Below are 26,351 nucleotides of genomic sequence, written 5' to 3'. Positions count from 1 at the left end.
AATACCGATCCCAAGGGGCAAAAGTAGGCACACCCCCTCGTTCTTGTTCGGTCGTTTGGAACCCCCCTCAAAAAGAAGAAGGTCGGCGTGACACGGCGCCGGCCTTCTTCTTTTTTTGTTTCCCCACGACCCTTCCTCTCATGATGCCGCCCGGCGGCAGGGGCTGAGCGGCGGTGCTAAAATGAGCTTGAACAGGTAATGCCATTCCCGAAAATCCCTGAGGCAAGGCGGGCGAAAGACAGCGCGCATGGTTTGGAATCGGAATACGGAAGGAATTTCGCGCGGTCCTCGGTTCCGCCGTTCGGGCGGGGCAAGGGTTCCGGGCGGAAAAGACGAAAAACAGGAGGTTGTTCCGGGATGAAGAATCGTTTCAGGAGACGGCTGGGTATCTTGGGGCTGGTTTTGCTTGCGCTGGCGGCGGCCTTCGCCCTGCCCGCGGCGGCGGGGACGAGGGATGGGGACGGGCTCCACGAGAGGGCCTTCCTCGCGGAGTACGCCGGGTTCGGGGACGCGTCCCCGAGCCTTGCGCTGATCGAGGAACGCCTGGCTCAGATGGCCCGGGACCTCGGTTCCGAGGGGGAGAAGCGTTCCACGCGGAACCTGACCCTGCTGGACCTCGCCCTGAGGGCCTCCGGCATGGCGGAGGCCGCTTACCCGATCGCGCCGCAGGAGCTCGAGAGGCTGTCCGGCCGTCTGGGGAAGCGTCTGGACGAGGCGGACGCGCGCAACCTCGCCGCGGCGAAGAGCATCGGCCTGATCGAGAGCGAGAAGGCCTGGGCTGCCGAAGCGGCCGTCCCCGTCCGGGAGGCGGTCCGGCTGCTCTATCGCGTCATCGGGATCTCGAACGGAGGCGACCGCGCCCTGGGGCGCTCGGACGACCCCGAGATCTACGGCAGGCTCCAGTCGGCCTGGGATTCCTTCCGCCTCTTCGACGGGGGCAGGCTCTTCAACCTCGGGGTCAGGGCCATAGCCGACGGGGCCTCGACCGGCTACAACATCAAGTCGGACGCCTTCGACTCCCGTTTCGTGTCCCTCTACACCCTGCAGTACGGACACAGCGACATCCGCCACGCCAAGCAGCTGATGGCCCTTTTGAACGAGAAGGGGCTCGTCGCGAGGGTGGCGCTCGAGCCCAAGACGTCGTCCTACCGCTATCTGCTGGAGTGGGGCCCCGTCCCGGAGCCCTCGCGCCACTACAGGGTCGACAAGGTCCGCGAGGACCTCTATCTCGCCAGCGCGCTGGAGTACGACCTGAAGCTGGAGTTCCGGACCCTGAAGGACAAGGACGCCTTCGACTCCCTCGTCCAGGCCCACGCCAAGAAGAACGACGCGAACCCCGAGGGCAGGGGCCTGCTTTACGGCTCCTGGTGGCAGCCGCTCTACAGCTCCCTGACGCTCATGGGGCCGGGGTACGAGGAGGTGGCGGAGAACGTGGTTCGCTCGGAGGCGAGCGTCGGATACCGTATGCACTCGTTCGTCCTCAAGGGCGGGGAACGGCGCTTCCGCACCGCGTTCCTCGCGCTGGACCCCTCGCTGAAGATCGAGACGCGCTCCCTCTGGTGCAACGAGGCGTTCTATCGTTACCTGAAGGGCGAGCACCAATAGCGCCCGCGAACCGGCGTTTCCCCGGAATACGGGGGCGGCAGCGGCGAGGGCGCGGTGAAGGAGAAATAAGGAAGCGATAAAGGAGGCGATGTCATGCCCTGGGTATGGGCGGCCCTGATGCCGCATCCCCCGATCCTCGTCCCCGAGGTGGGGCGGGGGCGCGAGAACGAGGCTCGAGAGACCCTGAAGGGGTTGGAGCTCCTGGCGGAGTCCCTGAGGGACCGGAGGCCCGACGCGCTGCTGGTCCTGTCCCCCCACCAGCCCTATGCGCCCGGGGCGCTCTTTCTCAACTCCGCCGGGCGCGCGGCGGGGACGCTGGCTCCCTTCGGCGCTCCGTCCGTGACGATCGGGATCGCCTGCCCCGGGGAGCTTTACAGGGCGGCCGCGGACCGCCTGTCCGCGTTGGGGACCCGGATTCGGGAGGGAAGCCGCCCCGACCTGACGAGCGATCAGGGGACCCTCGTGCCCCTGTATTTCCTGCGCCAGGCCTGGGGACCGGACGGAGAGAATCCGTCGGAGAATCTGCCGCCGACCCTCCTGGCCTCGCCCATCGGGCTGACGCCGGACGAGGCTCTTTCCCTGGGGGAGAGACTGGCGCTCCTCGACGACGGCCTGCGCTGGGGGCTGGTGGCCAGCGGCGACCTGTCGCATCGCCTGACGCCGGACGCCCCGGCGGGCTACAGCCCCGAGGGACGCGTATTCGACGCCGCGGTCCTCGAGGCCCTGAGGTCCGCCGACGCCGGCCCCCTGCTCTCGCTGTCCCCGGAGACGCTGGAGGCGGCCGGGGAGTGCGGCCTGCGCTCCGTCATGACGATGCTGGGGCTCGCCGGCGCAGTCCGCGGGGCGATCCGGGTGTTCTCCTACGAGGGCCCGTTCGGGGTGGGATACTGCAGCGCCCTCTGGGAGCCGTCCGACGCAGGTGCGTCCCATGGAGGTGCGTCTCATGGAGGCGCGGCCCATGGGGAGGCTCCCGGCGGAGAGGCGTCGGAGGACCATCCCTGCGCGCGTCTGGCGCGCGAGACGGTGACGCGCCTGCTGGAGGGACGCCCTCTGCCGGCCTCGGGAACGGAGGCGGCGCCCTCGGAGCTCTGGGCGGAACGCCGCGCCTGCTTCGTCTCCATCAAGACGCGGTCCGGGGCCCTGAGGGGCTGCATCGGCACCCTGGCCCCTTCGCAGCGCAGCCTGGACCGAGAGATCATCGCCAACGCCGTGTCGGCCTCGACCCGCGACCCCCGTTTTCCGCCCATGACGCGCGAGGAGCTCCCGGGCGTCCTCTTCTCGGTGGACGTGCTCTCCGACCCCGAGCCGGTGACGGACCTCGCCGATCTGGACCCCGGGGAGTGGGGCGTCATCGTCTCGAAGGACGGACGGCGCGGCGTCCTCCTGCCCGACCTCGAGGGCGTGGACACGGTCGAGGAGCAGCTCGCCATCGCGGCGAGAAAGGCGGGCATCGCCGACCTTCGGGGCATCTCCGTCGAACGGTTCCGGGTGGACCGCTTCAAGGAGCGAACTGCCTGACCCCGCGCCCGGCATTCCCGGCGGATCGGGTCCGGAGCTCGGGGAAGACGGCAGGGAGTGTGTTATGATTCTCGGGCGAGTCCAGGCCCAAAATGCGGGTAAAAATGCGGGATGGAGATGATGGGAATCGATGAAGCTGGCGACGATCGGAACGGGATACGTGGGGCTGGTCACGGGGACCTGCCTGGCCAAGTTCGGCAACACCGTAGTCTGCGCGGACACGGACCTGGAGCGGGTGGAGACCCTGCGCCGGGGCGAGGTGCCCTTCTACGAGCCCGGCCTTGCGGAGATGATGGTCCGCAACATGGAGGAGGGGCGGCTCTCCTTCACCGCGGACGTCGGGGAGGCCCTGAAGGGCGCGGATGTCTGCTTCATCACGGTGGGCACCCCCTCGGCGCCTGACGGCAGCGCGGACCTGTCCTACGTCGAGAGCGCCGCCCGGAGCGTGGGCCGAGGGATGTCCGGCAGCCTGCTGACGATCGTCAAGTCCACCGTCCCCGTAGGGACGAACGCCAGGGTCCGGGACTGGATAGCCTCCGAGCTCGAGGGCCGTTCGGCCGGCTTCGGCCTGTCGATGGCCTCCAACCCGGAGTTCCTGCGCGAGGGGGCCGCCCTGCGCGACTTCCTGGAGCCGGACCGGGTCGTGCTGGGCACGGACTCCCCCGAGGCCCGGGAGATCCTGACCTCGCTCTACTCCTTCCTCGAGCCGTCGCGGCTCCTCTTCATGGACATCGCGTCGGCGGAGATGGCGAAGTACGCGGCCAACGCGATGCTGGCGACGCGCATCTCCTTCATGAACGAGATGGCGAACATCTGCGACCGCGTCGGGGCCGATGTGGAGAGCGTGCGCCGGGCGATGGGCATGGACAGCAGGATCGGCTCGAAGTTCCTCCACGCGGGGTGCGGCTACGGCGGCTCCTGCTTCCCCAAGGACGTCCGCGCGCTGCGCGACTTCGCCCGGTCGGCGGGCTACGAGCCCCGGCTTCTCACGGCGGTGGACGAGGTGAACGAGCGCCAGAAGGGGGTACTCTTCGAGAAGATCTCCGAGCGGCTGGGCGAGCTGTCGGGCCGGACCGTCGCCGTGTGGGGGCTGGCCTTCAAGCCCAAGACCTCCGACACGCGCGAGGCCCCGGCTCAGGTCCTGATCCGCAGCCTGCTGGACGCCGGGGCCCGGGTTCAGGCCCACGACCCCCGGGCCGTCGGGGAGACTCGGGAGGCGCTGGGCGACCGCCGGGGGCTGGTGTACGTCCACGAACCCTACGACGCCGTGAACGGCGCGGACGCCCTCGCCGTGGTGACGGAGTGGGACATCTACCGCCAGCCGGACTTCGATCGGATCAGGAGGCTGCTCCGGCAGCCGATCGTCGTGGACGGCCGAAACCTGTACTCCTGCTCCGACATGCGCCGCAGGGGGTTCGACTACCTCTCCATCGGCCGCCCGACGGCCTGGGGCTGCTCCGGGTCCCCCTCGGCCTGAGCGCGTCCTCGGCCGCAGGGGAGGCCCCGCTTGCCAGAAGGGGCTTTTTGGGCTATAATTCCACCATTGGAAATGCGGATATAGCTCAGTTGGTAGAGCATCAGCTTCCCAAGCTGAGGGTCGCGGGTTCGAATCCCGTTGTCCGCTCCAGCAGATAATCCGGCACGGTCCGGTTATGTTGAAACCCCGCTTTTGAGCGGGGTTTTTTCTTTTAGAGGGTCCGGCGCCGTTCGGTTGATGCGGATTCTCCCGAGCGTCCTCGGGCAGGAAGGCCCCCAGGAAGGCTGTCCCGGACTTCGCTCGGGCGTCCGAAACGACGCAGCCGTCCGCGCGGCGGCGCGGAGCCCGGCGCGCTACAGCTTCGGCAGTCCCTGACGGACGTAGGTCCCCTCGATCGTCACCCCCATGCCCATGGAGCCCGACGCGAAGTCCGAGGACGTCGCCACCTGCACCCTGTCGCCCTTGAAGGTGAAGGTCGCGCTGCCCTCCCCTTCCTCGTCCGGGGCCTTCAGCACCCCTTTCTGCACCGCGCCCCCGCCGGACCAGAGACCGCTTCGGACGTTGTCCGGCCGCAGGACCAGGATGGCCTCCGCATCGACGCTGACCTCCCCGGCCTTCTTGTCGGTCCAGCGGACGGAGAGCCAGCCCGTCTCCCGCCCGTTCTCGCGCCGGACGTAATAGCCCTGGGGGCCGTCGGGGCGATCCTGAAGGAAGATCCGTCTTGCGATCCCCGGCAGTTCGTCCGCGCGAAGCCGGGTCGCCGCCGTGTAGGCCTCGAGGGCCGTGGAGCCGCCCTCCATGAGGATTTTGGCCTGCGTATCGCGACCCTTCCTCACCCACTGCGCCTGGTCCGCCTTCAGAACCCTTATCCCCGCCTTCGAGAGGCCCCCTTCCTTCAGGAGCCCGGACCAGACTTCGTTCAGCCGTTTGTCGGACTTGGCGAAATCCGGGTCCTCCACCATCTCACGATACTCCGCATCGCTCAGCCCCGCGGCCGGCCCCGCCAGAGCGCCGAGACAGAGCGCCGAACAGACGGCAAACGCTGCAAACAAGCCCAAAAGACGTGAAGATCGCACCATGTTCGTCATTCCTCCTCCAAGGTCCAATCGTTCGGAAGGGCAGCCGCCGCACCGTCCGCGTCAGGACTGCCAGTCCACCAGCGCGAGGACGAACCTCCCCGCGCGCCTCCCCCACCATACGCACAGACTACGGCACGACCTCGAACAACTCCGGTTCATTCAGGGCGAGCCGCGCGAACTCGAGCTGGAGCCTCCGGCGCTCCGGCTCCTCGCCAAACGCCCCCGGGTCGTCGGCCCTGCGCTCGCAGAGCGCAAAATACTCGTGCGGGACGTACCGCTCCTTCAGGACGAAGGTCATCGGCTCACGGCCGGGCAGCACGAACCGGAAGGCGAAGGCCCCGCTTCCCATCGGGGCCCTCGGGGCGCCGAGCCCCTCGGCCCAGCCGAAGTCGAAGGACGCCCGCCCCTCGCCGAACCCACGGAACAGGTACTCCAGGCCATCCAGGATCCCCGAACCGCGGGCTCCGGCCGTCACCTCGACCGAGCGGCGCTCGAACGCCTCGACGCCCGCGCGCCTTCCGAGCTGGCGCACCAACGACCAGACCAGGCACAGGCCGCACAGGGCCGAGTTCCCGTGATAGCGGCGGAGGCTCTCCACCGTCACATCATACTCCTCGTGATCGATCAGGCCGAGGGACCCCGCCTCCTCCAGCGGGGGCGGCTCGTTCCCCTCCGGAAGGGGCTCGGCCGCCCTGGCCTCGTGAACGACGAAGAGCTCCGAGGGATCGAGGGACCGTATCGCCGAGGCGATCGCACGGCGCAGCTCCAGGGCGCGCGCCTCCGCGGCCTCCGGGTCCCCGCGGCCGTGGTGCAGGTCCTCGGTGGCGGCGTAGAACTCCTCGGGGACCAGCCCCGGCCGAAGCGAGAACCCGGCGCATCCCCCATCCTGCAGGAACCGGAAGAAAAAATACCCCTCCACGGGGGCGGGCACGGTCCCCACGGGGACCGGCAGGCTCAGGTCCAGCCGGTAGCGGTCCCGCGATACGCTCCTCAGGACCATCTCCGCCGCGTCCCTGAAGCCGCCGCCCGGAAAGGGGGTCTCGATCGCACAACGCTCACGGACGAAGCTCCCGCCCCGCGGAAAGAGCAGCTCACGGGCCAGGGTCAGGGCCTTGAACCCCAGGACGGCGCCGGCGGGGTACCGCCCCCCGTGGAAGGCAGCAACATCCCCGTACCCCGCAGACAGCCGGACGGAATCCGCCTCGAAGGGGATGGAGCGCCCCTCGGCGGCCAAGCGCCCGGCCATCAGCGAACCAGCAGCGAGGCCGGGTCCACGGACCGGGTGGCCAGCCCCTCGTCCACGAGGAAGCGCATGGTCCTCTCCAGCTCGGCGAGGTCCTCCGAGCGCACCGTGGGATCGAAATCGTAGAGCTTCTCCATCTCCAGCACCTGCTCCGTCGAGAGCCCCGTCTCCTCGCCCACGATCTTCACGGTCTCCTCCGGGTGCTCCTTAGCATAAGCCAAGGCCCTTCGGTGGACGTCGATCATCCGCCTCGCCAGGTCGTCCCGCTCCTTCAACGCCGCGCCGCTCACCCCGATAACGATGGTGCCCTCAACCAGTCCCTCGCCGTTGAAGAGCACCCGCGCACCGCCCTCCAGGGCCTTCAGGGCCAGGGGCCCCGCGGCCAGCGCTCCGTCGATGGAGCCGCTCATCAGGGCCGCGACGGCGGCGGGGATCCCCATCTCGATGTGCTCCACCTGAGAGGCCTCCATCCCCTCCCGCTTCAGGCCCGCCAGGAGCAGCTGGTGCAGCACCGTCCCCTTGGGTCCGGCGACCTTTTTGCCCTTGAGGTCGGCGACGGTGCGGATCGCGGGGTCCTTGACCACCAGACAAAAGCTCCTGGGGGAGCGGGAGTAGATCCCCGCGATGCGGACGTCCAGCCCCTGCGCGGCGGCAATCAACAGGGACGTCCCGCCGATGCAGTTGGCGACCTGGACCGACCCCGCGGCCATGGCCTGGGACTGCTGCGCGCCGGACGTGATCTCCGGATGGGAGACCGCGTAGCCCAAGGGGCCGAACTCCGCCTCGAGCAGCCCCAGGCGTTTCTCCAGGATGGAGGGGATGTTGAGCGGCGACTTCACGTAGGTGATCGCCAGCGGCTTCTCCTCCGCCCCGGCTCCGGCCGCGAGCAGACACAGGGATATGATAACACCGAGCCCAAGAGCAAGAACCTTTTTCATGATCGTCCTCCTTCATATCGGGGCCGGGAGGCCCCCTAAAAGAACTGCGGCGCGACGCCGGACCGGTCGTCGCCCAACTCTATGGCGGCCAGGATCCGCTCGCGCAGATCCGTGCGCGCCCCCGCGGGGAGCTCCCCATCGACGCCGAACGTCCCCGCGAAGCATCCCTCCCTCAACACCACGACGCGCTCCGCAAGCGTCAGAGCCTCGTCGATGTCATGGGTCACGAACACGATCGTCCGTCCCCCCTCCCGCCACAGGCGCAGCAGGTCGGACTGGAGCGTCCTGCGCGTGAACCAGTCCAGAGCTCCGAAGGGCTCGTCCATCAGGATCAGCCTGGGCCGGCAGTAGAGCGTCCGCCCCAGCGCGACCCTTTGGGCCATGCCCCCGGAGAGCTCGTGGGGCAGGCATCGGGCGAAATCCGCCAGCCCCAGGGTGCGCAGGATCTCGTCCGCGTCCCCGAAGTCCCCGGCCGGCCCGCCGGCCCGGGCGGCAAAGCGGACGTTCTCGGCGACCGAGAGCCAGGGCATGAGGCGCGGCTCCTGAAAGACGTACCCCACCTGCCGCCTTGGGACGGAACGGACGATCCGGCCCTCGGACTCCCGCTCCAGCCCGGCGATCAGGCGCAGAAGCGTGGTCTTTCCGCAGCCGCTCCGGCCCACCAGCGCGGTGAAGGAGCCCTCCGAAAACTCCAGGCTGACCCCGCACAGGGCCTCCACCGCTCCGCCCCGGCCGCGATAGACCTTCGAGACCTCCTCGACGCGCACCACCTCAGGCCCCTCCTTCCGGGACGCTCCAGGGGAACAGCCTCTCGGACAGAGCTTTGAGGGCCCGGTCCGAGAGGGCCCCGACGCACCCCAGGACGATGACGCCGCAGAGGATGGTGTCCGACCGGGAGAGGGTCTCGGCCTCGCGGATCATGTAGCCGACGCCCGAGGAGGCGGCCACGATCTCCGCGCCGATCAGCGACCTCCAGCTGTAGGAGAGCGCCAGGCGCACGCCGACGAGGAAATAGGGGAAGAACGCGGGAAACGCGACGTGACGGAAAAGGGCGAGCGGCGTGAACGAGAGCACGCGCCCCACCTCCAGAAGGCGGCGGTCGACCTGGCGGATGCCGCTCTCCACGTTCAGGAGCACGGGGAAGAAGCTGGCCATGACGACGACGGCGATCCGGGACGCCTCGCCGATCCCGAAGCCCAGGATCAGGAGCGGCACGACGGCCAGGGGCGGGATCTGCCGCAGGAAGTTCAGCAGCGGGCGGACGAGGGCGGAGAAAAGGGGCAGCAGCGCAAGCGCTATCCCCGTGGGAAAGGCGATGAGTACGGCGATCCCGAAGCCGAAGAGCACCCGAAACAGGCTGGCCCCCAGGTGGCGGAACAGGACCCCGTTCTCCAGCAGCTGCACCATGCGCGACGCGACCACGGCGGGCGCGGGAAACAGAAAATGGTTCCACCCGGGCGCCGAGCTCGCCGCGTACCAGAGACCGATGATTCCGATGAAGCCCAGAACGGGCAGGATGCGCTTGCAGGGACGGTGTTCGTTCATGATTCCGAGTCGTTTCTCCAGCCGGGGGCCGCCGGCCTCCCATCCCCCGCGCGACGGATCTCCCGCAGCGGTGGGGCGGCAGCGTATTTCATTTAACAAGACAAACATACTACCATGGAGAGACCCCCTGTCAAGGGAGCGGGGGCGGGTGTGTCGTTGTTCTGTGATAATGTCACCCTATAAGTAGTCAGAGAAAAAGTCACCCCCAGGCGGCCGGAGAAAATGTCTTCTCCGGAAAACAATGGGGCTTACTGCCAATGGGGAGGGCCATCACGAAAAAGGCGCTTCGTAAGTCGCCCTTCAGCCCCTCCCGACGCGATGACACGCCACGAAGTGGCCCGGCGACAGCTCCTCGAGCTCGGGCCGGAACTGACGGCACCGTTCCTCGGCCAGCGGGCAGCGCGGGGCGAAACGGCAGCCGCACTGAAAATCAACGGGGCTGCCCACCTCGCCGCTCAGGCGCACCCTCCGCGTGCTCATGGGGTTGTCCGGATCGACGTCCGGGATGGACGAGAGCAGCGCCCGGGTGTACGGGTGAAGCGGCTCCCCGTAGAGTTGGGCCGTCCCGGCCAGCTCCACGAGGGCGCCCAGATACAGGACTCCGACGCGGTCGGAGATGTGGCGCACCACGGCCAGGTCGTGCGCGATGAAGAGCGACGTCAGCCCGAGGTCCCGCCGAAGGTCCACGAGGAGGTTGACGATCTGGGCCTGGATGGAGACGTCCAGCGCCGAGATCGGCTCGTCGCAGACCAGCAGCTCCGGCTCCACGGCCAGGGCCCGGGCGATGCCGATGCGCTGGCACTGCCCGCCGGAGAACTCGTAGGGGTAGCGGGAGCGGAACTCCGGCCTCAGCCCCATCCGCTCGAGAAGGCGGCAGACCCGCTCCTCGCGTTCCCGCTTGTCCCGGCACAGGCGGTGGGCGTCCAGCCCCTCGGCCACGATGTCCCCGACGGTCATCCGGGGGTTCAGGGAGGCGTAGGGGTTCTGCAGCACGATCTGCGCCCGCTTCTTGAGGCGCAGCCGCTCGGCCCCCCTGGCGGCGTGCACGTCGAGCCCGTCGAAGAGCACCGAGCCGGACGTCGCGGGCTGAAGCCCCAGGATGGTCCGGCCCAGGGTGCTCTTGCCGCACCCGGACTCCCCGACGATCCCCAGGGTCTCCCCCCGGGCGACCTCGAAGCTGACGTCGTCCACCGCCCTCAGGATGCGGCCTCCGCGGAGCCGGAAGTACCGGCAGAGGCGCTCCACGCGCAGCAGAGGAGAGGGCGCGGAACTTGCGGAACCCGTCTGCGTCATGCCGTCGCCCCCTTCCGCCCGGCCTTCGGGCACCGTATTCCCTCCGGCACGGCGACGTGCGGCGCCAGGGGATGGCGGAGCCAGCACCGCACCCGGTGCCCCTCCCCCTCCGGGTTCCGCTCGGGGTCGGACTCCGGCGACGGAAGCAGAAGCTCGGGCGGCGCGGCGCGGGTGCAGATCTCCATGCAGTAGTCGCAGCGCGGCGCGAAGGGGCAGGCGGGACGGGCCCCGGGGTCCTCGATCAGGTCGGGCGGCGTCCCGGATAGGGAGTAGAGCATCGGGCGGCCCGAGCCCCCCGGACACGGTACGGAACGCAGCAGCGCCCAGGTGTAGGGGTGGGCGGGCCTGAGGAGCAGCTCCCGCTTCGGGGCGCTCTCCAGGATCTCGCCCGCGTACATCACCTGGATACGGTCCCCGACCTCCGACGCGACGCCCAGGTCGTGCGTGACCAGCAGGACCGAGAGGTCGAAGCGCCGCTGGAGCTCCCGGATCAGGTCCAGGATGTCGGCCTGGGTGGTGACGTCGAGGGCCGTCGTGGGCTCGTCCGCGATCAGGACGCGGGGCGTCCCGACCAGGGCCGATGCGATCATGACGCGCTGGCGCATCCCGCCCGAGAGCTCGTGCGGGTACTGCCTCATGCGCGTCTCCGGGCTCGATATCCCCACGGCGTGCAGCATCTCGAGCACCCGGAGCCGCCTCTCGGGGCCCCGCAGCCTTGTGTGGAGCAGCAGGGTCTCCTCCACCTGCTCCCCGATCGTCAGGGTAGGGTCCAGCGAGGTCGAGGGGTCCTGGAAGACCATCGCCAGGCTCCGGCCCCGGACGCGCTGCATCTCCCGCTCCGTCAGCCTCAGGAGATCCCGCCCCCGGTAAAGGATGCGGGAGCTCCCCGGGACCTCGGCCGCCTCGTCCGGCAGAAGGCGCATCAGGGCCCGCGCCGTCATGGACTTTCCGCAGCCCGACTCCCCGACCGTCACGAGCGTCTCGCCGGAGCCGAGGGCGAAGGAGACATCCCGAACGACGTGAAGGCGGCCGTCGCGGGTCTTCAGGTGCACGTTCAGGTTCCGGACCTCGAGGATCTTTCCGTCCTCGGTCCCCCCACCCGCGATCTTCTCGTGCGCAATCCCTTTGTCCGCGCCGTTCACGGTTCAGTCCCTCACGCGGGGGTCCAGCGCGTCGCGGAGCCCGTCGCCCAGCATCTGGAAGGAGAGCATAGTCAGGCTGATGAAGAGCGTGGGAAAGAAGAGCTGCCAGGGATAAAAGAGCATCTGCTGCTGCGCGCCCGAGGCCAGCGCGCCCCAGCTGGTCATGGGCGGCTGGATGCCCAGCCCGATGTAGGACAGGAAGGCCTCCCCGAAGATGAAGAGGGGGATGTCGAAGGTGACCGCGACGATCATGACGCCCATGATGTTGGGGATCAGGTGCTTCCAGAGGATCCGCCACGGCGAGGTCCCCAGGGCCCGGGCCGCCAGGACGAACTCCTGCTCCTTGATCTGCAGGATCTGCCCCCGGACCAGATAGGCCATGTTGCACCAGCCCGTCAGGGTCATCGCGACCAGCAGGCTCGCCATCCCGCGGCCCAGGATCAGGGAGACCAGCACCGCCAGGACCAGGTAGGGGATGCTCGACAGGACGTCCGCCAGACGCATCATCGCGTTGTCGACGGCACCGCCGAGCCCCGCGGCCACCCCGCCGTAGAAGAGCCCCGCCAGGATGTCGATCAGCGCGCCGGCGAGCGCGATGATCAGCGAGACCCGCCCCCCCACGGCGACGCGGGTGAAGAGGTCGCGTCCCATCTTGTCCGTCCCGAACCAGTGGGCCGCGGAGGGTCCCAGGTTCTTCTCGGTCATGCTCAGCGCCTCGTGCCCGTAGGGCGTCAGCTCCGGCCCCACGACGCAGAGCGCCGTGACGAGCGCCAAAAGCGCCGCGGACAGGAGGGCCGCCCGGTTGCGCCTCAGACGGCGCCAGGCGTCCTGCCAGTAGCTCACGGACGGCCTGAGGAGGAAGGAGGCCTCGTCGGGCCGCTCGACGAAGCGAAAGTCCTCCGGACGGAGCTCCGCGTCCGCCGGGGCCGTCCCCTCCATCCGTACCGAGTTCCCGATCCGTGCCGGGTCCCCCATTCGATCGGAGCCGGCAGCGCGCATCCCCATCATAGGGTTCCGCCGCCGTCCCGCGCGAAGCGGATTCGAGGGTCCAGAAAGCCGTAGAGGACGTCCACGGCCAGCATCGACAGGATGTAGAGGGCCGACAGGAAGACCGTCTGCCCCATGATCAGGGTATAGTCCCGGTCCCCGACCGACGAGACGAAGTAGAACCCCAGCCCGGGCACAGAGAAGATGCGCTCCACCACGAAGGCCCCGCCGAACATCAGGGCGATCTGGGGCCCCAGCAGGGTCACGATGGGCAGGATGGCGTTGCGCAGCACGTGCCGGCGGACCAGGCGAAGGCGGCTCATGCCCCGGGCCCGCGCGGCCAGGATGTAGTCCTGGCTCAGGACTTCCAGGCAGCTTGCGCGCATGAAGCGGGCGTACTGAGCCGTGGAGTAGAAGGACAGGGCCAGGGCGGGGAGCACGACGTGGGCGAAGCCGCCCCAGCCCGTGACGGGGAACCAGCCCAGCCGCACGGCCAGGAAGTATTGGAACAGGGAGGCCAGCACGAAGTTGGGGATGGACACCCCCAGGATCGCCAGGAGCATGACCGCGTAGTCCAGCGCCCTTCCACGGTGGAGCGCCGCCACGACGCCCAGCGTTACCCCGAGCCCCGCCCCCCAGAGGATGGCCGTCAGGCCCAGCACCCCGGACACAGGGGCGTAGCGGGAGAGGATGTCCCCGACGCCCCGCCCCCGGTAGCGCAGCGACTCGCCCAGGTCCCCCTCCGTCAGCAGCCGCTTCCAGAAGAGCACGTACTGCTCCGAAAGGGGCCTGTCGAACCCGTAGCGCTCGAAGGTCTGGCGGCGCAGGGACTCGGGCAGCTTCTCGGTCATGGCCTCGATGGGGTTGCCCGGCACGGAGTGGATGATGAAGAACGTGGCGCTCATCGCCACGAACAGGGCGACGAGCGAGTAGAGCAGCCTTTTGAGGACGTACCGAGTCATCGAAGCCCTTCCTTCGTCCCGCGTTCGGACGGGCGCTATCTCTCGACGGAGACGGTCTTGTAGAGCATGGCGGTGAAGGTGGGAGCGGCGTAACCCTTCACGTAGGGATGGACGTAGTCGAACCCGGTGGCGTAGGCGTAGGGGGCGATCGTCCCCTCCTCCAGCAGGATGCGCTCCGCCTCCGTATAGTTCTTTGCCCTCAGGGCCCTGTCCGCGCTCCGCCCGGCCTCCCGGACCAGGGCGTCGTACCTCTCGTTCGACCACCCCGTGGGGATGGTCCGGGCGCCCGTGATCCACAGGTCCATCATGGAGGAGGGATCGTTGAAGTCCGCGTAGTAGGATTTGTAGCCCATCTGGTAGTCCAGGTTGCGGTTGCGCTCCTGGAAGACGGGCCACTCCACGGGGTCGAGCTCCAGGTCGACGCCCAGCCTCGTCTTGTAGGCCTGCTGGAGGTACTCCGCGAAGTCCCGGGTGGCGTTATGGCACATGAGGACGACCTTCAGCTCCTCGGGAGCGCCGCTCATCCCCAGCTCCTTCAGTCCCTCGGCCAAGAGCGCCCTGGGGTCGGGATGGGCCGCGGCCAGATCCCTGACGGGCTCCCCCGCCAGCTTGCGGAAGTTCTCCCCGTCCAGGTCCATGGCCGGCGGCAGCCAGCCCCAGGCGGCCGGCTCCAGCCCCAGGCTGACGTCCCTGTGAATCTCCTCCCGGTCGAGCGCGAGGCTGAACGCCAGGCGCACCTTTTTGTTGGAGAAGGGCGGGACCGTCTGGTTGAAGAAGACGTACTTGGTCTCGGGCATATAGACGATGTTCTTGACGTACCCGCCCTTGCCGACGGGGTTCTCGTCCAGCTTCTTCGCCCACTCCGCGGAGTAGACGGAGGTGAGGTCCAGCCCCCCGTTCTCGAAGTCGCCCACCTTGGTCGACTCCTCGGCGACGATCTTCATCTCGAGGCGGTCCAGCTTCACGTTCTCCGCGTCCCAGTACAGGGGGTTCCTGACGAAGGCGAGGGAGCTGTTGTGGACCCACTCCTCGAGGATGAAGGGGCCGCAGCCCACGATCTTGCCCGCGTCCGTCCCGTAGGCGTCCCCGTACTTCTCCACGACGTCGCGGCGCGCGGGGAACATGGCCGTGCCCGCCGCGCTCTGCAGCAGGTAGGGGACCGGGTGCTCCAGGCGGATCACGAGCGTCCGGTCGTCGGGGGCCTCCAGCCCCAGCTCGGAGAGCGGCTTCCTGCCCAGCAGGACGTCGCCCGCATTCTTGATGAAGCGGACCTTCCCCGAGATGGGGGACGCGGTCGCGGGGTCGAGCACGCGGGAGATCCCGTACACGAAGTCCGCGGCCCGCAGCGGCTCGCCGTCGGCCCACTTCATCTCCCTCAGTCGGAACGTCCAGGTCAGGCCGTCCTCGCTCGTCTCCCAGGACTCCGCGCAGGCGGGCACCGCGACCTCGCGTCCGTCCTTGACGACGATGCCGGTCAGCCCCTCGATGACCTGGGAGGCCACCATGGCGGAGTAGTAGTCGGAGACGCGCGCCACGTTGAAGGAGTCCGGCTCCTCGTCGATGGGAATACGGAGCACCCGGGGCTCCCCGGCCCGGGACGCGCCGGCGAACGCCAGAGACAGCCCCAGGCAGAGTGTCAGCAACACAAAAACGCTTAGCCTTTTGATCACGCTTGACATGATTTTTCCTCCTCGCCTACACTTAAAAACAGGATTCCCGCAGGAACAGCCTCCCACCGTGCCCCTACGTCTGCTCCGCCTCCAAGAGCGTCAGGATTTTCTCGAGCGTCCGCGCATAGACGGCATTGTCCCTTTTCCGCGGGTGGGGCAGGTCCAGGGACTCCTCCAAGATGATCCGACCCGGTCGGGCAGACATGACGACGATACGGTCGGCCAGGAAGACGGCCTCGTCCACGCTGTGCGTCACGAACAGGATCGTCTTGCGGTGCACCTGCCATATCTTCAAAAGCTCCTTTTGCAGGATGATCCGCGTATGGGAGTCAAGGGCGCCGAACGGTTCGTCCATCAGCAGAATCTCCGGGTCGTTCGCCAAGGCCCGGGCGATCGCCACGCGCTGCCGCATCCCCCCGGAGAGCTCGTGAGGGAGGGCCCGTTCAAAGCCGCTCAGCTTGACGAGTTCAATGTAGTGCGCCGCCGCCGCTTTCCGCTCTCCAACCGGACGTCCCAACAGCTCCGGGCCCATCCAGACGTTCTCCTCCACGCTGCGCCAGGGCATCAACGAGTATTCCTGAAAGACCATGCCCCGCTCCCGCCCGGAGCCCTCGATCTCCACCCCCTTCATCAGCGCCCTGCCTCCGGAGGGGCGCTCCAGGCCGGCCAGGATCCGCAGCAGGGTGGACTTCCCGCACCCGGAGGGCCCTACGATGCAGACGAACTCGTTCTCCTTCACCGAGAGGTTGACGTCCAGGAGGGCGGCGACGTCCCTGCCTTGGTCCGATGCGAAGCGTTTGCCCAAACCCTCGATCCTGAGAAGACTGTTTTCCCTCATCATACCATCACCTGTAGAGGCTTTGCCACTGAAAGGCCCTGCGCTCGATCAGGATGAAGATCGAATCGATCAGAATCCCCATGACGCCGATGGCGATCATCCCCGCGATGACGACGTCCGTCTGCGCCACCGTGTAGGCGTGCGTGATCAGGTATCCGACCCCCGAGATGCTGCCGGGCATCATCTCGGCGGAGACCAGGCACATCCACGCAACCCCGAGCCCCACCCTCAGCCCCGTGAAGACCTGCGGGGCGGCGTGGGGGAGGACGACGTACCGAACGACCTGCCACGGCGACGCACCCAGAACCCGGACCGCATCGATCAGCGTCACCCGAACGCTCTGGACGCCCCCGATGGTGTTCACCAGGATGGGGAAGAAGGCCCCGATGAAGATGATGAACAGCATGGAGATCTTGATGTTGCTGAAGAAAGGGTACCACGCCCCCTCTTCGATGCCCAGGATCGTCGCCATACTGGCGCCGCCGAACCAGGCCAGCACAAGAGGGATCCAGGACAATGGGGGGATGGGGCGAAAGAGCCCGGCCAACAGCCCCAGCATCCGGTTCAGCCAGCTCCAGTATCCCATCGCGAGCCCCAGCGGAACGGCGACGAACACGGCCAGGAGGTACCCCCCGAACACGCGGACGAAGCTGACGGTCACGTTGCCGATCAAAGACCCCATGTTCAGCAGGTCCTTCGTGGGGTGGAGCAGGATCGCCAACACCTCTTCGATCTTGGGCAGTACGACGGCGTTATCGATCCTCAGGGACGCGTAGTGCCAGAACAGCAGGAAAAGCGCCGGGGCGACCAAAGACAGCGCACCCCGGCTCAGGCAATGCCTCATCGTCTATTTCGCGTTCTGCTTCTCCGCGTAGCGGAAGTCGAAGACCAGTTCCTTGCTTTCCTCGAGGGTCTTGCCCTTCAGAAGGTTCTTGAACTGCCCCATCCTGTTCAGCATCTCCGGGTACAGAGAGGCGTTGCGGAACCATTTCGCGTCAGGGTTTGTCGAGTACGTCATCTCGGACATGCGCGTCGCTTCGACGGGGACGCCGAACCAGACCGCCGAGAGTTCGTCCGCCTCGTCCTTATGGGCGTTGCACCAGGCGCTCGACTTCGTCAGCAGCTCCAGGTAAGCGTCCAGGATGTCCGAGTGCTTCTCGATGACGTTCACGTGTGCGGCGGTCACGCAGCAGGGGAAGTGGTCCCACTTGCCCGCAGGGGGAAGGGTCTTGAGGTCCAGGATCATCTTGCCCTGCTTCTTCAGCACGGCCACCTGCGGGACGGGTGCGGGAGCAACCCAGAAGTCGACCTGTCCCGAGGTCAACGCGGGATTGAAGTTGGCGACCCCTTTCAGGTCGACCAGGAGGACGTCGGCCTCCTGCTTCGTCGCGTTCGCGTCCCCGGTCAGGCGCAGGCCGGCCTCGAAGAGCGCGGCCTCGACAAGGACCTTCGGAGCGCTGGTTGGAGAATGGTAGCCCAGCTTGACGGGCGCCTTGGCCTCCCTGATGAACGCCAGAAGGGAATCCCAGTCGTCGACGGGGGAATCCAGGCGCCCCACCATCGCGATACCGTCCGCCTGGATGGGAGCCAGCACCTTGATCGGCGTGCCGTTGTCGATCGCCGACAGCATGGCGGGGAACGAGTTTGTCGTCAGGTCCAGATGGTTCTGGGCGAAGAGCGATGCGGCCTCGGAACCGCTCTTCGTCACGATGACCTCGAACCGGGCCATCTTTTTGTCCCCCCGGTAGAGGTCGTACTTCTCCTTCTCGACGACCGGCTTGAACCAGACGCCGAAGTCCTTGAAGGCCTCTCCCTTCTGCAGCGCGATGGTAAAGCCCTGCTGGTGCGTCGTCATGGTGTAGGCCATGCGGATCACAGGGACCTTCTCCTCCTCCGCAGCGAACGCGGGCAGAGCAAAGGCCCAGGACAGCGCCAGTACCGCAGCAAATTTCTTCATTCTCGACACTCCTTTTTTCTTTCGGCGAAGCCGTGAGGCCAACGCCGCAAAACGCCGGACCCTCAACTGCGACCAGACTCCCGTCCCCGCAGCGCCTGCTTCTGCGCCAGGATCGCCGCACCCAGCGCCCCGGCGAACTGCGAGTCCGGACTGACCCGGACGGCGCAGCCCAGCCGCTTCTCCAGAAGGCGCACCAGGCTGCGGCTTCGCGAGACCCCGCCGGTGAAGGCCACGGGCTCGTGGAGCCCTACGCGCCGCAGCATCCCCTCCGCGCGGGAGGCGACGGAATCCAGCAGCCCCAGGGACAGGGCCCGCTTGTCCACCCCCTGGGCCAGGAGCCCCACGACCTCGGACTCCGCGAACACCGTGCACATGCTGGAGATGGCGCGGGGCTCGAGATCGTCGGGCAGGCTGCTGAAGTCGTCCAGAGTGCAGCCCAGCATGACGGCCATGTTCTGCAGAAAGCGCCCCGTCCCCGCGGCGCACTTGTCGTTCATCAGAAAGTTGACGACGTTCCCGTCCCGGTCCAGGGCGATGGCCTTGCTGTCCTGCCCCCCGATGTCCAGGATCGTCCGCACGCCGCCGGGCTCCCCATCCCGAAAGAGCCGGCCCGCGCCCACGGCATGGCAGGAGATCTCCGTGACGCGCCCGTCGGCCTCCACCGCGTTCCGCCCGTAGCCGGTGGCGACCGTGCGCGCCACGTCGCCCCGCGTCAGGCCGTTCCGCTCCAGGAGCCGCGCGCAGGCGTCCGTCCCCGTCTCTCCGGGGTTCCAGCCCGTGGGGACGACGCAGCGGTCGGCCCACTCCGAGCCGCGCATCAGGACGGCCTTGACCCCCACCGAACCGATATCCACCCCGACCGTCCAGAGCGGCGCGCCCGCGCCGTCCGCCCCCGTGCCCACGGCCCCTACCCCATCATCTCGACGAAGGCGCCCATGCGCGTGTTGAGCTGCTCCACGTCGCCCTGATAGTAGTCCGTCTCCACGGTGATGCAGGGGATGCCCATGCTCTCCATGCGCTCGTGTACCTGAAAGGACTCCACGTTGTAGGTGTGGCACGCCTGGAGGATGAGGTCCACCATCCCCTCGGCGGCGTACTCCCCGGCGAGGTCCTCCAGCAGGTCCAGACGCTTGTCGTTCGGCGTCATGCAGGAGCAGGGGATGTCCAGGTACTTCCGGGCCAGGGCCTCGTAGGGGGGTAGCGACTCGTCCACCAGCTCGTAGTTGGGCTTGATGCCCCCGCAGTTCTCGAATGCGACGATCACGCCGCCGTTCTCCTCGATGGCGTTGAACACCTTCTCCACGCTCTTGCCGGTGGGGCAGCCCGTGACGATGATGCGCCGCGCGTCCGCCGACACGCGGCGTTCGCCCGCCTCGTAGTTCTCCCGGAGCTTGCGCGTCAGGTCCCGGATCAGGTCCAGCATCCCGGGGTCGCCGAAGCTGATCTTGAAGTACTCGTTCACCACGTGGACCTCGCGCCCCGACAGCGGCGCCGGGTTCAGCTTGGAGAGCTCGTAGAGGTCCGACATCACGCGGCGCTCCTCGTTGCGCAGGGCGATCTCACGCCTCAGCGCCTCCTCCGTCACCACCGTGCCCAGGGCCTCCTCCAGCCTCCGGGCCAGGCGCTCGATCTCCGTCCGCCACTGCCCCACGGCCTCCTCGGAGACGGTCTGGGGCAGCTGCATGACGTGCGTGGGCCTGAGACGGTCCATGATCTCGTACATCTTCTTCTTGCCGTCGCAGGTCGTCTCCCCCACCACCAGGTCGCAGAAGTGGAAGTAGGGACAGGTGTCGGTCAGGGCGAAGCCGTAGCTGGCCTTGACCAGCGGGCAGAGGTTCCGCGGCAGGTGCTCCTCCGCCGCGGCGATGGGCTTCTCGCTCGTCGCGCACAGGGTGGCCGGGATGGCCCCCGCGGCCCGGATCACCTCGTAGGGCGTGTAGGCGCAGTAACAGCCCACCACCTTCCACCCCCCCTCGACGGCCTCCTTGATCCGCACCGGACCGGCGGGAATGGCCTCCCGCATCTTCCCCAGAATCGCATCGATATCGTGCATGGTTTGAAAACCCCTTTTCTCCTCAAATACGAAATACGCAGCAGAAGACGCCATGTGCCGACGGGCACAGAGCGCTCGCAGACCTGCAGAACAGGACAGGAACGGCAAAAAGTAAGGGAAGCCCCCATCGGGGGGCCACCGAACGGTGCGGTGAAATGGAGGGACAGGCGGAATCGCCCGTTTGCCGGATCGTTTATCTAAACGAAAGATCGCCCCGCGAAGAACCGCACCGAACGATGCATCCCGTGCACCGCGGCCCGGAGCGTCAGACAAAACCGGACATGGCGATCCTCCTCTTTCGGGAACGAGATTTCCGGTGCAAGCGCCCGGAGGCTCCGCAAGACAAAATGAGCCGAATGTAAGTATGTTCCGAACGGGGCGGAAAAGTCAAGGGGTCCGTCGCCTGCTCGTTTCAATTCCCAATCCTCTGCGGGCAGCGGGCGAAGGACCGGCGTGCACGTGAACTGTGTAGGCCGCCTGAAGGACTCGATCGGAATCGATGCGGCGTTCGCGGCCCGATAAAATCCCCGAGCCCGGCGGCGCAGCGACCTTACGGCCGAAATCCCTCCATCCACGCGACGATGCGCGATATCGCGTCGTCGCGCGCGGCGTCGTGCAGGATGTCGTGGTAGCAGCCCGGAAGGATCTCGAGCGTCTTGTCCGGCGAGGCGGAGCGGCTGTGGATGATCCGCGACGACTCCACCGGGACGAGACGGTCGTCGGCCCCGTGGAGCGTCAGGCAGGGCAGGGCGTGGCGGTGAAGGGAGGCGGTCAGGTCGTCGACGCCCCGCACGAAGACCTCGTAGAGCAGCTTGTTGGTGAAGGCGTGAAGCACCCAGGGGTCCCGGTCGTACTCGTCCGCCACGTCCGGGTCCCTGCTGAGCAGGGCCGAGCCGACGGAGGGCGAAGTCCGCATCGCTATCCTCCCGATCTGGGGCCGGCGGAAGCTGCGGTAAAGCGGAAGCTCGCAGGCGCAGGCGCCCAGAAAGACCTGCCCCGACAGCCCCTCGGGATACCGGATGCCCAAGAGGAGGGAGACCAGCCCCCCCATGCTGTAGCCGCAGGTGAACAAGGGGCCCGGCGCGTCCCTCCGAGCCGCACCCGCGATGAATTTCGCGTCGACCACGAGGTCGTCGTAGTCGTTCAGGCAGGCCCGGGCGCCCCCGGACCGTCCGTGCCCGCGGTGATCGTAGCGGACGACCCTCCAGCCCGCGGCATTGAACCGGCGGACGGGTTCGTCGAACCTTCGGCAGTGCCCTCCCAAACCATGCAGCAGGACGACCGTGCCGCGGAACGGCTCCGGCGCGTCGATGCATCGGTAAAGCTCCGTCCCGTCGAAGGAACGGACGATCTCCTCGTGAAACATGCTCCCCGCCTCCCCGCGCGCTCCGGAACCGGGAGGGGCCGGAACGCGGCATGGCTCCGTCCCGTCCAGTGCACGTCACCATTATAAATCAGGGGCGGCAGGAGCGGACGGAGCTTCAGGATCGGGGAGGTGCGGAACACCGACCCCGCGGGCGGCGAACGGGCCGCAAAGTACGAGACTTTCTCTGCCCGTACGCATCAAGGACGTCGTTCACGGCAACGCCGTTCCTCTTCATGGAGCTTGAGGGAATCGGACTCGAGGGCCTCTACGCCGAAATCTTCACGACGATCTTTCCGTTCACACTCCCGCTGTCGAGGGCCACGCACGCCTCTCGGATATCGTTGAAGTCATACACGGCGCCGATGAGCGGCTTCAGCTCATTCTCATCCATGAAACGAAAAATGGCCTGCATCGTATCCCGCGTGGGGGAATTGCTGTAAAAGCCGGTCAGGCAGACGCCGTTGGGAATATCCTTGATCGGGTCGAAGCGGTTCCATTCATAAACTTTGCCGAGTACGCCGGTGTTGCAGACGATCGCTCCCTGTTCGACGGACATCATGGTATCTTTCAGAGTTTTGACGCCGATCAGTTCCAACGCCTTGGTGACGCCGTCAACCCTTCCGCGGAGGCTTCCGTCGTCGAGCACGGCCTCGTCCGCGCCGGCACGGGCGAGCAGCTGCATCTTCGACTCCCTGTGCGTCGTACCGACAACGGTACATCCGAGAGCCTTCGCAAGCTGAATCGACGCGTACCCCAAAGCACAGGTCGCCCCGCGAATCAACAACTTGTCCTTTTCCGTTGTCCTCAGACACTGGAACAGCGAACCCCATGCCGTGAAATAGGTTCCCGGGAGGGCTCCCATCTCCTCCCACGACAAATCGGATTCCACCGGAAATACATGATGGAGCGGAAGCAGGGCATATTCGGCATAACTTCCATTGAAGCTCCGGCCCATGCCCCCCATCAGCGCAACGACCTTTTGCCCCGCAGCCAGCCCGCTGTCGGAGGGATCGGCGATCTCTCCGACGCATTCGATCCCCGGAACGATCGGCTTTTGTATATAGTCGTTCTCGATCTCAAATTCGCGGAGGATCTGTTCCGAATGATTCATACCGAAGGCCCTCACCCTTACGAGCACCCATCCCGGCCTGACCTCCGGTATCCCGACCTCGGACAGGCCGACGTCCTTCCCGGCCGTCGGTCCGTCGAGCACAACGGCCCTCATGACTCCATCCATCGTCGTCGCTCCTTTATCGTCTTACCGTCTTTCCAAAGTACCGGGTATATAACCCGGTTCCTTCATACAGAGGTTTGCATCCCAACCAATGCAGGCCGGTCCGACGGCTTTTCCGGGGAAAGCAGTCCGCTTGCCTCCGTCGCCCAGCACTGCGGGTCGTCCGCGTAAAAGCTCCCGTAGGTTCCTCTGGCCACGGCAGGGCACCCTCGGCACCAAGCCAGCAGCTTACATCGGGAACATTTGCTGAACCTGTCGTAATCGCGGTAAACCTCCATATCGGTTACCCAGACATCGGCGATGCGGTCGTCGAACACGTTTCCGACCCTGCTCCCCGCCACCCTTCGGCAGGCGTACAGGTCGCCGGAGGGCAGGATGGTGAGGTGGCAGTTTCCGCAGTTGCAGCCCCCGTAAATCATGCCGCTCTCCGCATCGGGAGAGATCCGGAATGTCCCCGTCTCATATTCGTACAGCGTCCAGAGATGGTCCTTTTTATTGAAATAGGTCGGGCAGCCCTCCGCCTCATATCTCCTGAACTTCTCGTCACAGACGGCAAGGAGGCCCCTGTATTCCTGTGCCGTCATGCCGGCGTCCAGATCCCCGCCGCTCGGAACATAGCGGGAGAAGGCAAATACGTCCGTCCCCGCCGCTACCGCCGCATCGATAATGTCCGGGACCTCCGCACGATTCGCCCTGGATACCGTCGTCATGACGACGCTGCGGATTCCGGCGCGATGGATGCAGCCGATCTTCTCGAGCGTGCAATCGTACGATCCGGGCTTTCTGAACCAGTCGTGCGTCTCCCTGAGCCCGTCGAGGGAGAGCTGGTATTTCTCGCATCCGTACCGCTTCAGGTCCCGACAGACCCGATCGTCCAGGTGAAAGGGGTTGCCGAGAATGGTAAAGGCGGCATCGTGTCCGCGGAGCAGTTCCAACAGCCTCCAGAAGTCCGGGTGGAGGATCGGGTCTCCGCCGGTAATGTAAAAATACGGCGTGCGCCCGTATACCTCGCAGAAGTCAAGGCAATTGTAAAAGGTGGATTCCATCCGCTCCCATGTCATGGACAGGAGGCGATCGCGCGTGCCCCCCGAGTAGATGTAGCAGTGCCTGCACCTTTGATCGCATTCATCGGTGATATGCCATTGGAACGAAAAATAGGGTTGCATCACCGCAGGCCTCCATCCGTCGTAAGCGGTGCTCTCGCCGATCTCGGCTCAAACGAAATCCTCCGGCTTCCGCAGCCGGAGGATCCTGTTCGGAACAATGGAAATGACCCCGGACAAAAATCCCGGTATTATTTGTCGCCCGCGCCGCAGGCCGAAGGCTTCTTCTCCGGCTTGTCGCCCGCGCCGCAGGCAGACGGTTTCTCCCCAGGCTTTCCCGACGCCCCGCAGGCAGACCCGTAAGCGGCGGCAGACCTTTTCCCGGCCCAGTCAGCGATGTTAGCCAATGCCATTTGTCGCACCTCCCCTAACGATTCGGACGGACCGACGACCGTCCATGGTTAGATTATACTTGCAAATAAACATGGCACAAGCACGCACCTTTTTGTAACCTATGAAAAGATCGCGCCATTTTTGTTATGCTATATCCCGCTTTGGATGCGGCGGCCATTTTTTCCGTGTTTTATGAAAATCCATTGGAGGGGTACCCACATGAAAACAAAAGACGAGCTCCCCGACTGCCCGGTAGCGACAACCGTCCAACTGATAGGGAGCAAATGGAAGCTCCTGATCTTGCAAAAGCTCCTCACAAGGCCCTTGCGCTTCAACGAGCTGATGAAGAATCTGGAGGGGATAAGCCAGAAGGTCCTCACCGAGAGCCTTCGATCCATGGAGGAGGACGGCATCGTCACGAGGACCGTCTTTACGGAAGCCTCTCCTCGCGTGGAATACGCCTTGAGCGATCTTGGCGAATCCATGCGGCCCATCTTGCAGGCGATGGAAAGTTTTGGCATGGACTACAAAAAGCGAAGAGCATCGCCGCCCTGCGACGGCATAAAATGACCTCGCAGCGGCGGCCCGGTCATGTAGGAACGGCGCGGCCCTCCGGTCCTCATGGTCTCGAACGAAGCATAAAAAGGAAGGCCATCTCTTGACAAATCGGCATGGCGGAGTTATCCTCCCCGATGTTGATTATGCGTCTCAGTTTCATACCTTGATTTCGGAGAGGAGGCGGTCCCTTGGCGGCTGCGGCGGAGTCGCGCAAGAGCACCCGTCAGAAGGCATCCATCCTGAGGTGCCTGTGCGGCATGGAGGGCGCTCACCTGACGGCGGACGAGCTCGTCGATCGCCTGAAGCGCTCCGGGACCCCGGTCAGCAAGGCGACGGTCTACCGTTTTCTGACCGAGCTGGAGGAGGCGGGACGCGTGCGGCGCTACCGCGGCCCCGAGGGCGGCCCGGCGCTGATCGAGTACCTCGGCGATCCGGCAGAGGGGGAGGAGGATTACCATCTCCTCTGCGAGACGTGCGGGACGATGCTCCACTTCGACAGCGAGCCCCTTCGCGAGGCCTTCCATCGCTTCGCCGACGAGAACGCCCTCGCGATCGACGAGAGCAAGCTCGTCCTCTACGGAAAGTGCCCCGGCTGCGTCAAGCGGGACCGAGGCTGAGCGCATGTCACAGGCGCTCCGGTCCGTGGGGGCCGGTGCGGAGGATACGGTTCGTTCCGTCTCCAATTTTTCAGTTCCGGGAGGTTACCGAATTTTGAGGATTTCAAGAACGTTTGCGGCGGGCCTTTGCGCCCTGCTTTTGGCGTTGACCGCGGCGGGAGGCGCCGGGGCCGAGGAGCGGAAGCTGTCGGTCGTGTGCAGCCTTTTCCCGCAGTATGACTTCGTCCGGCAGATCGCCGGGGACCGTGCGTCCGTCCGCATGCTCCTGCCCCCCGGGGTGGAAAGCCATACCTTCGAGCCCCGTCCGTCCGACATGAAGACCCTGAACGACGCGGACGTCTTCGTGTTCACGGGAAAGTACATGGAGCCCTGGGCGGAGCGCATCGTCCAGAGCCTGGACAACGAGAAGCTGGTCGTGGTGGACGCCTCGCAGGGAGTCGCCCTTCAAAAGGAACCGGACCACGAAGACCGCGACGAGCACGGGAATACGCACCACCACCATCACGAGTACGACCCGCACATCTGGCTGGACCCGTCCCTGGCCCAGAAGATGGTGGATAACATCGTGGCGGGGCTGACGGCAGCCGATCCGGAGCACGCAGACCTCTACGCGAAGAACGCCGCGGCCTACAAGGCCCAGATGGCCGAGCTGGACGCGGAGTTCGCCTCCCTTGTGAAGAAGGGCAGGCACCGGACCCTGGTGTTCGGCGGACGTTTTGCGTACCTCTACTTCCTGAAGCACTACGGTCTGAACTACGTGACGGCCTACGACAGTTGTTCCTCCGAGGGCGAACCGGGCCTGCAGCGCATCGCCCAGGTGATCCAGTACATGA

At 66.4% G+C, this 26,351-nt stretch carries 25 protein-coding genes and 1 tRNA gene; 7 read left to right on the top strand and 19 right to left on the bottom strand.

Annotated elements, in window-relative coordinates; translation table 11 throughout:
• The first annotated feature begins 357 nt into the window (after positions 1 to 357).
• The 4 genes from Q0176_RS09290 to Q0176_RS09275 all read left to right on the top strand — a co-directional run bounded on the left by Q0176_RS09290 (position 358) and on the right by Q0176_RS09275 (position 4,750).
• Positions 358 to 1,605 (top strand): hypothetical protein, encoded by a 1,248-nt coding sequence (locus Q0176_RS09290; RefSeq protein ID WP_299301972.1) that lies wholly within the window; start codon positions 358 to 360, stop codon positions 1,603 to 1,605.
• 93 nt (positions 1,606 to 1,698) lie between these two features.
• Entirely contained in the window at positions 1,699 to 3,123 is a 1,425-nt protein-coding gene (gene amrA / locus Q0176_RS09285) for an AmmeMemoRadiSam system protein A (protein WP_299301970.1), read from the top strand.
• A 130-nt stretch (positions 3,124 to 3,253) separates the two neighbouring features.
• Positions 3,254 to 4,600 carry a UDP-glucose/GDP-mannose dehydrogenase family protein gene (locus Q0176_RS09280; protein ID WP_299301967.1) on the top strand — a complete coding sequence of 449 codons (1,347 nt, stop codon included), beginning with the start codon at positions 3,254 to 3,256 and terminating at the stop codon, positions 4,598 to 4,600.
• Between the two features lie 74 nt (positions 4,601 to 4,674).
• A tRNA-Gly gene (locus Q0176_RS09275) sits at positions 4,675 to 4,750 on the top strand.
• 203 nt (positions 4,751 to 4,953) lie between these two features.
• On the opposite strand, the gene Q0176_RS09270 is transcribed toward Q0176_RS09275, so the two are convergent.
• From Q0176_RS09270 to acgA, 19 genes are all read right to left on the bottom strand, one after another.
• Positions 4,954 to 5,679 carry a lysozyme inhibitor LprI family protein gene (locus Q0176_RS09270; protein ID WP_299301964.1) on the bottom strand — a complete coding sequence of 242 codons (726 nt, stop codon included), beginning with the start codon at positions 5,677 to 5,679 and terminating at the stop codon, positions 4,954 to 4,956.
• A 127-nt stretch (positions 5,680 to 5,806) separates the two neighbouring features.
• On the bottom strand, positions 5,807 to 6,925 hold the full coding sequence (locus Q0176_RS09265; RefSeq protein WP_299301962.1) for a hypothetical protein: 1,119 nt from the start codon (positions 6,923 to 6,925) through the stop codon (positions 5,807 to 5,809).
• On the bottom strand, positions 6,925 to 7,860 hold the full coding sequence (locus tag Q0176_RS09260) for an ABC transporter substrate-binding protein (RefSeq protein ID WP_299301959.1): 936 nt from the start codon (positions 7,858 to 7,860) through the stop codon (positions 6,925 to 6,927). Before Q0176_RS09260 ends, Q0176_RS09265 begins: the two co-directional genes overlap by 1 nt.
• A 35-nt stretch (positions 7,861 to 7,895) precedes the next feature.
• Positions 7,896 to 8,630 (bottom strand): ABC transporter ATP-binding protein, encoded by a 735-nt coding sequence (locus Q0176_RS09255; protein WP_299301956.1) that lies wholly within the window; start codon positions 8,628 to 8,630, stop codon positions 7,896 to 7,898.
• A 1-nt stretch (position 8,631) separates the two neighbouring features.
• Entirely contained in the window at positions 8,632 to 9,405 is a 774-nt protein-coding gene (locus tag Q0176_RS09250; RefSeq protein WP_299301953.1) for an ABC transporter permease, read from the bottom strand.
• Positions 9,406 to 9,705: 300 nt separating this feature from the next.
• The gene (locus Q0176_RS09245) at positions 9,706 to 10,698 is read right to left on the bottom strand and encodes an oligopeptide/dipeptide ABC transporter ATP-binding protein (protein WP_299301950.1); all 993 of its coding nucleotides are present in this window, start codon (positions 10,696 to 10,698) and stop codon (positions 9,706 to 9,708) included.
• A complete protein-coding gene (locus Q0176_RS09240) occupies positions 10,695 to 11,840 on the bottom strand; it encodes an ABC transporter ATP-binding protein (RefSeq protein WP_299301947.1) in 1,146 nt (381 codons plus the stop codon). Before Q0176_RS09240 ends, Q0176_RS09245 begins: the two co-directional genes overlap by 4 nt.
• A gap of 3 nt (positions 11,841 to 11,843) precedes the next feature.
• On the bottom strand, positions 11,844 to 12,848 hold the full coding sequence (locus Q0176_RS09235) for an ABC transporter permease (protein WP_299301943.1): 1,005 nt from the start codon (positions 12,846 to 12,848) through the stop codon (positions 11,844 to 11,846).
• Positions 12,845 to 13,789, bottom strand: a complete 945-nt coding sequence (locus Q0176_RS09230) for an ABC transporter permease (protein WP_299301940.1) — start codon at positions 13,787 to 13,789, stop codon at positions 12,845 to 12,847. Before Q0176_RS09230 ends, Q0176_RS09235 begins: the two co-directional genes overlap by 4 nt.
• 35 nt (positions 13,790 to 13,824) lie before the next feature.
• Positions 13,825 to 15,468, bottom strand: a complete 1,644-nt coding sequence (locus Q0176_RS09225; RefSeq protein ID WP_299301937.1) for a peptide ABC transporter substrate-binding protein — start codon at positions 15,466 to 15,468, stop codon at positions 13,825 to 13,827.
• A gap of 64 nt (positions 15,469 to 15,532) precedes the next feature.
• Positions 15,533 to 16,297, bottom strand: coding sequence for an ABC transporter ATP-binding protein (locus tag Q0176_RS09220; RefSeq protein ID WP_299301934.1), 765 nt, complete (start codon positions 16,295 to 16,297; stop codon positions 15,533 to 15,535).
• Positions 16,298 to 16,304: 7 nt separating this feature from the next.
• Positions 16,305 to 17,141: an ABC transporter permease gene (locus Q0176_RS09215; RefSeq protein ID WP_299301931.1), complete on the bottom strand. Its 837-nt coding sequence runs from the start codon at positions 17,139 to 17,141 to the stop codon at positions 16,305 to 16,307.
• Positions 17,142 to 17,144: 3 nt separating this feature from the next.
• A complete protein-coding gene (locus tag Q0176_RS09210; RefSeq protein WP_299301928.1) occupies positions 17,145 to 18,254 on the bottom strand; it encodes an ABC transporter substrate-binding protein in 1,110 nt (369 codons plus the stop codon).
• A 62-nt stretch (positions 18,255 to 18,316) separates the two neighbouring features.
• Entirely contained in the window at positions 18,317 to 19,156 is an 840-nt protein-coding gene (locus Q0176_RS09205; protein ID WP_299301925.1) for an acyl-CoA dehydratase activase, read from the bottom strand.
• Positions 19,157 to 19,161: 5 nt separating this feature from the next.
• Positions 19,162 to 20,307 (bottom strand): double-cubane-cluster-containing anaerobic reductase, encoded by a 1,146-nt coding sequence (locus Q0176_RS09200; protein WP_299301922.1) that lies wholly within the window; start codon positions 20,305 to 20,307, stop codon positions 19,162 to 19,164.
• 550 nt (positions 20,308 to 20,857) lie between these two features.
• The gene (locus Q0176_RS09195; RefSeq protein ID WP_299301918.1) at positions 20,858 to 21,673 is read right to left on the bottom strand and encodes an alpha/beta hydrolase; all 816 of its coding nucleotides are present in this window, start codon (positions 21,671 to 21,673) and stop codon (positions 20,858 to 20,860) included.
• A 265-nt stretch (positions 21,674 to 21,938) separates the two neighbouring features.
• A complete protein-coding gene (locus tag Q0176_RS09190) occupies positions 21,939 to 22,910 on the bottom strand; it encodes a zinc-binding dehydrogenase (protein ID WP_299301915.1) in 972 nt (323 codons plus the stop codon).
• A gap of 62 nt (positions 22,911 to 22,972) precedes the next feature.
• Positions 22,973 to 24,073 carry a radical SAM/SPASM domain protein, ACGX system gene (gene acgM, locus Q0176_RS09185; RefSeq protein WP_299301911.1) on the bottom strand — a complete coding sequence of 367 codons (1,101 nt, stop codon included), beginning with the start codon at positions 24,071 to 24,073 and terminating at the stop codon, positions 22,973 to 22,975.
• A gap of 128 nt (positions 24,074 to 24,201) precedes the next feature.
• The gene (gene acgA, locus Q0176_RS11255; RefSeq protein ID WP_366797404.1) at positions 24,202 to 24,363 is read right to left on the bottom strand and encodes an ACGX-repeat peptide; all 162 of its coding nucleotides are present in this window, start codon (positions 24,361 to 24,363) and stop codon (positions 24,202 to 24,204) included.
• Between the two features lie 199 nt (positions 24,364 to 24,562).
• Between acgA and Q0176_RS09180 the strand changes: the two genes are divergently transcribed.
• The 3 genes from Q0176_RS09180 to Q0176_RS09170 all read left to right on the top strand — a co-directional run.
• Entirely contained in the window at positions 24,563 to 24,913 is a 351-nt protein-coding gene (locus Q0176_RS09180) for a helix-turn-helix domain-containing protein (protein WP_299301908.1), read from the top strand.
• A 176-nt stretch (positions 24,914 to 25,089) separates the two neighbouring features.
• The gene (locus Q0176_RS09175) at positions 25,090 to 25,518 is read left to right on the top strand and encodes a transcriptional repressor (RefSeq protein ID WP_299301905.1); all 429 of its coding nucleotides are present in this window, start codon (positions 25,090 to 25,092) and stop codon (positions 25,516 to 25,518) included.
• A gap of 94 nt (positions 25,519 to 25,612) precedes the next feature.
• A partial coding sequence (locus tag Q0176_RS09170) for a metal ABC transporter substrate-binding protein (RefSeq protein ID WP_299301902.1) occupies positions 25,613 to 26,351 on the top strand: 739 nt, incomplete at its 3' end.

The organism is uncultured Fretibacterium sp. (genome assembly GCF_938040765.1).
Taxonomy (GTDB): domain Bacteria; phylum Synergistota; class Synergistia; order Synergistales; family Aminobacteriaceae; genus CAJPSE01.
The sequence above is the reverse complement of the archived record's forward strand: the minus strand, read 5'-3'. Positions and strand labels throughout refer to the sequence as shown.

What these genes read in the sequence shown, in the direction of transcription:
- Q0176_RS09210 (WP_299301928.1), bottom strand. Translation starts at nt 18,254, where the DNA reads ATGAAGAAATTTGCTGCGGTACTGGCGCTGTCCTGGGCCTTTGCTCTG.
- Q0176_RS09235 (WP_299301943.1), bottom strand. Translation starts at nt 12,848, where the DNA reads ATGATGGGGATGCGCGCTGCCGGCTCCGATCGAATGGGGGACCCGGCA.
- Q0176_RS09230 (WP_299301940.1), bottom strand. Translation starts at nt 13,789, where the DNA reads ATGACTCGGTACGTCCTCAAAAGGCTGCTCTACTCGCTCGTCGCCCTG.
- Q0176_RS09270 (WP_299301964.1), bottom strand. Translation starts at nt 5,679, where the DNA reads ATGGTGCGATCTTCACGTCTTTTGGGCTTGTTTGCAGCGTTTGCCGTC.
- amrA (WP_299301970.1), top strand. Translation starts at nt 1,699, where the DNA reads ATGCCCTGGGTATGGGCGGCCCTGATGCCGCATCCCCCGATCCTCGTC.
- acgA (WP_366797404.1), bottom strand. Translation starts at nt 24,363, where the DNA reads ATGGCATTGGCTAACATCGCTGACTGGGCCGGGAAAAGGTCTGCCGCC.
- Q0176_RS09215 (WP_299301931.1), bottom strand. Translation starts at nt 17,141, where the DNA reads ATGAGGCATTGCCTGAGCCGGGGTGCGCTGTCTTTGGTCGCCCCGGCG.
- Q0176_RS09180 (WP_299301908.1), top strand. Translation starts at nt 24,563, where the DNA reads ATGAAAACAAAAGACGAGCTCCCCGACTGCCCGGTAGCGACAACCGTC.
- Q0176_RS09190 (WP_299301915.1), bottom strand. Translation starts at nt 22,910, where the DNA reads ATGGATGGAGTCATGAGGGCCGTTGTGCTCGACGGACCGACGGCCGGG.
- acgM (WP_299301911.1), bottom strand. Translation starts at nt 24,073, where the DNA reads ATGCAACCCTATTTTTCGTTCCAATGGCATATCACCGATGAATGCGAT.
- Q0176_RS09290 (WP_299301972.1), top strand. Translation starts at nt 358, where the DNA reads ATGAAGAATCGTTTCAGGAGACGGCTGGGTATCTTGGGGCTGGTTTTG.
- Q0176_RS09220 (WP_299301934.1), bottom strand. Translation starts at nt 16,297, where the DNA reads ATGAGGGAAAACAGTCTTCTCAGGATCGAGGGTTTGGGCAAACGCTTC.
- Q0176_RS09195 (WP_299301918.1), bottom strand. Translation starts at nt 21,673, where the DNA reads ATGTTTCACGAGGAGATCGTCCGTTCCTTCGACGGGACGGAGCTTTAC.
- Q0176_RS09245 (WP_299301950.1), bottom strand. Translation starts at nt 10,698, where the DNA reads ATGACGCAGACGGGTTCCGCAAGTTCCGCGCCCTCTCCTCTGCTGCGC.
- Q0176_RS09265 (WP_299301962.1), bottom strand. Translation starts at nt 6,925, where the DNA reads ATGGCCGGGCGCTTGGCCGCCGAGGGGCGCTCCATCCCCTTCGAGGCG.
- Q0176_RS09225 (WP_299301937.1), bottom strand. Translation starts at nt 15,468, where the DNA reads ATGTCAAGCGTGATCAAAAGGCTAAGCGTTTTTGTGTTGCTGACACTC.
- Q0176_RS09200 (WP_299301922.1), bottom strand. Translation starts at nt 20,307, where the DNA reads ATGCACGATATCGATGCGATTCTGGGGAAGATGCGGGAGGCCATTCCC.
- Q0176_RS09280 (WP_299301967.1), top strand. Translation starts at nt 3,254, where the DNA reads ATGAAGCTGGCGACGATCGGAACGGGATACGTGGGGCTGGTCACGGGG.
- Q0176_RS09250 (WP_299301953.1), bottom strand. Translation starts at nt 9,405, where the DNA reads ATGAACGAACACCGTCCCTGCAAGCGCATCCTGCCCGTTCTGGGCTTC.
- Q0176_RS09260 (WP_299301959.1), bottom strand. Translation starts at nt 7,860, where the DNA reads ATGAAAAAGGTTCTTGCTCTTGGGCTCGGTGTTATCATATCCCTGTGT.